General features: G+C 60.2%; 3 protein-coding genes and 1 pseudogene. All 4 read left to right on the forward strand.

Annotated elements, in window-relative coordinates; all coding sequences use genetic code 11:
• The first annotated feature begins 180 nt into the window (after positions 1 to 180).
• Positions 181 to 462, forward strand: a complete 282-nt coding sequence (locus GIW48_RS29485; RefSeq protein WP_010210937.1) for a peptidylprolyl isomerase — start codon at positions 181 to 183, stop codon at positions 460 to 462.
• A 130-nt stretch (positions 463 to 592) separates the two neighbouring features.
• A complete protein-coding gene (locus GIW48_RS29490) occupies positions 593 to 2,455 on the forward strand; it encodes an extracellular solute-binding protein (protein WP_017136939.1) in 1,863 nt (620 codons plus the stop codon).
• Positions 2,455 to 3,513, forward strand: a complete 1,059-nt coding sequence (locus GIW48_RS29495; protein WP_138453618.1) for a microcin C ABC transporter permease YejB — start codon at positions 2,455 to 2,457, stop codon at positions 3,511 to 3,513. The genes GIW48_RS29490 and GIW48_RS29495 overlap by 1 nt, the downstream gene beginning before the upstream one ends.
• A pseudogene (locus GIW48_RS29500) lies at positions 3,513 to 3,902 on the forward strand (ABC transporter permease); the annotation flags it as partial. The gene GIW48_RS29495 and the pseudogene GIW48_RS29500, both read left to right, overlap by 1 nt.

A 3,902-nucleotide genomic window follows, 5' to 3' on the forward strand; every position in this document is an offset into this window, starting at 1 on the left:
TCACCACATATCCACACGTAACGCATCCATTCTATTGTGTTTTGTTCTTTTTTTTTCTCCACTGCCACCTGTCCACACAACACACCCCCTTGTGCCGCTTCGCCGGCACCGTAAGATGTTTATAAGAGCCAGCCCCTGAATCCGGTAGGCTCACCCTTTTTACTTCAAGGAGTTACCCCCATGGCCAAAGCCACCGCCCGCCACATCCTCGTTTCCACCGAAGACAAGTGCAACGAACTCAAGGCCCAGATCGAAGGCGGCGCCGATTTCGCAGAAATCGCCAAAGCCAACTCCAGCTGCCCATCCAGCCGCGACGGTGGCAACCTGGGTTCGTTCGGCCCAGGCCAGATGGTCAAGGAATTCGACACCGTCGTCTTCAGCGCCCCCGTCAACACCGTGCAAGGCCCGGTAAAAACCCAGTTCGGCTACCACCTGCTGGAAGTCACCAGCCGCCAGGACTGATCCTGCCTGCACTAATGCTATAAACAACGGCCCGCCTTTTGGTGGGCCGTTGTGCATCAAGTGACTGGCAACCCATAAGCCGTTAACGTACAAATCCCTATTACTGTTCACCCGGCGCTCAAGGCTGATAATGCGATTGGTTTTTTCCACAAAACTCTTCAGCTCCACCCTGGCCCTGCTACTGGCCAGCACCGCCGTGATCGCGGCCCCGCAAACCTACCTCACGGTCTACGGCGAACCGGCCAAGTACCCCACCGGCTTCACCCATTTCGACTACGCCAACCCCAACGCGCCCAAAGGCGGCAGCCTGCGACGCTCAGCCATCGAAATCGGGCGCTTCGACCATGTATTGCCGTACATAGACAAAGGCATCGGCGTCTCCCAGGTCGACGGCTGGCTCTACGCCCCGCTGGCCCAGCGCTCCCTGGATGAGCCCTACACCGTTTACGGCCTGGTCGCCGAAAAAATGGAACGCGCCGACGACGGCCTCTCGCTGCGCTTCTACCTCAACCCCAAGGCACGCTTTGCCGATGGCACGCCAATCACCGCCGAAGATGTACGCTACAGCTTCGACCTGCTGATGACCCAAGGCAGCCTGCGCTTTCGCACCCTGTTCGCCGACGTCAAACACGTCGAAGTCGAAGGCGAGCGCCAGGTGCGCTTCGACTTTTCCAGCAATGAAAACCGCACCCTGCCTCTGGATATCGCCACCCTGCCGGTATTCCCCGAGCATTGGTGGAAAACCCGCGACTTCGCCAACGGTGGCGGCTACGAAGCGCCGCTGGGCAGCGGCCCGTACAAAATCAGCAAAATCGACTCCGGCAGCACCATCACTTTCACCCGCGACCCCGACTGGTGGGGCAAGGACTTGCCCGTCAGCCGGGGCCTGTACAACTTCGACCACTTGAGCCTGGAGTACTTCGGCGACACCGAGGTGGCCCGCCAGGTGCTGCGTGGCGGCGCCTATGACTTCAACCGCGAGTTCTCCGCTACGGGCTACTCCATCGGCTACAACGGCCCGGCCCTCGACGATGGCCGCCTGCAACGTGCGCACTTGGCCAAGGAGATGCCGCAACCGGCCCAGGGCTATGTGTTCAACGTGCAAAAACCGATGTTCAAGGACCGCCGCGTGCGCCAGGCGCTGGCGATGCTGTGGGACTTCGAATGGGCCAACCGGCAGATGATGCGCAATATGTACATCCGCCAGCAGAGCTTCTTCTCCAACAGCCCGCTGGCTGCAAGCCAACCGCCGACCCCAGAGGAACTGGCGATTCTTGAGCCACTGCGCGGCCAGGTGCCCGACGAAGTATTCACCCAAGTGTTCAAGGCGCCGGTCACCGACGGCAGCGGCATGATCCGTGACAAACAGCTGCAAGCCCTGGCACTGCTGGAAGCCGCCGGCTGGACACCCAAGGGCGACAAGCTGGTCAACGCCGACGGCGAGCCACTGGAGTTCACCTTCCTCAATGCCCAGGCCGGCCTTGAGCGCCTGTTGCTGCCGTACAAGCGCAACCTGGCGCAGATCGGCATCACCCTGAATATCCGCCGCATAGACTCGTCCCAGTACGTCAACCGCATCATGGCCCGCGACTACGACATGATCGTCATCGGCTTCCCGGTCACCACGTCGCCAGGCATGGAGCTGTACAACTACTTCGGCTCGCAGGCCGCCTACGACCCAGGTGCGAACAACTACATGGTGCTCAAAGACCCCGCCGTCGATACCCTGATCAGCGGGCTGGTCAAAGCCAACACCCAGGCGCAGATGCTCACCTATGCCCATGCCCTGGACCGCGTGCTGCAATGGAATTACCTGTGGATCCCCAACTACTACCCACCGGGCACCTCGGCCGCGTGGTGGAACCGCTTCGGCCGCCCGGCCATTGAGGCCAAGAACGACGAAGCGCTGGAAACCTGGTGGGAAATCAGCCCCACACCACTGACGAATGAGCAAATGAACGCCGAGTTGAAAAAACGCGGAGGAACGCGCTGATGTTTGCCTATATCGTGCGGCGCCTGCTGCTGATTATCCCCACGCTGGTGATCATCCTGCTGGTCAATTTCGTGATCGTGCAGGCCGCGCCTGGCGGCCCGGTTGAACAGGCCATTGCGCACCTGCAGGGCATCGGTGGCGGCGGCATCGGCGGTGGTGGTGGCGAAGCCGTCAACGGCTCGCGCGCCAGCCGCGGCCTGGACCCCAAATTGATCAAGGACATCGAAAAGCAGTACGGCTTCGACAAGCCCGCGCCGGAACGCCTGTGGCTGATGCTCAAGAACTACGCCCAACTGGATTTCGGTAACAGCTTCTTTCGCGGCAAAAGCGTGATCGACCTGATCCTGGAAAAAATGCCGGTGACCATTTCCCTCGGTTTATGGGCCACCTTGATCACCTATCTGGTGTCGATCCCCTTGGGGATTCGCAAGGCCGTGCGCCACGGCAGCAGCTTTGACGTGTGGAGCAGCACCGCGATTGTCATCGGTTATGCGATGCCGGCCTTCCTGTTTGCGATGTTCCTGATCGTGCTGTTCGCCGGTGGCACCTCGCTGAACTGGTTCCCGGTGCGCGGGCTGGTCTCGGAGAACTTCGACGAACTCAGCACAATCGGCAAAATTGCCGACTACTTCTGGCACCTGGTGTTGCCCGTCACCTCGTTGGTGATCGGCGGGTTCGCGACGCTGACCATCCTCACCAAAAACTCATTCCTGAATGAAATCACGCGCCAATACGTGGTCACCGCCCGTGCCAAGGGCTTGAGTGAACGCCGGGTGCTCTACGGCCATGTGTTTCGCAACGCCATGCTGCTGGTGATCTCGGGGATTCCCCAGGCATTTATCAGCGTGTTTTTTGCCGGTTCCCTGTTGATCGAAGTGATCTTTTCCCTCGATGGCCTGGGCCGCATGAGCTACGAAGCCGCCGTATCCCGCGACTACCCGGTGGTCTTTGGCTCGTTGTTTATCTTCACCCTGTTCGGGCTCTTGATAAAACTCATCGGCGACCTCTGCTACACCCTGGTGGACCCGCGTATCGACTTCGCCGCGAGGAACGCCTGATGCTTAATCTGTCTCCGGTGGCCCGTCGGCGTTTCGAGCGCTTCAAGAAGAACCGCCGCGGCTGGTGGTCGCTGTGGCTGTTTATCGGCCTGTTTATCCTGACCCTGGGCGGCGAGTTGATCGCCAATGACAAACCCTTGGTGCTGAGCTTCAAGAACGAGCTGTATTTCCCGGTGTTCAAGCGCTACACCGAGCAACAGTTCGGCGGCCAGTTGCCCTTCCAGGCCGACTACCGCAGTGACTACGTGCAAAAGCTGATCAAGCAGGACGGCGGCTGGATGCTGTTCCCGCCGATCCCGTTCAGCGACGACACACCCAATTACGAATTGACCCGCCCTGCCCCCAGCCCGCCCTCGACGGTGAACTGGCTGGGCACCGATGATCAATCC

The organism is Pseudomonas sp. PA-6-3C (assembly GCF_021605825.1).
Lineage (GTDB): Bacteria > Pseudomonadota > Gammaproteobacteria > Pseudomonadales > Pseudomonadaceae > Aquipseudomonas > Aquipseudomonas edaphica.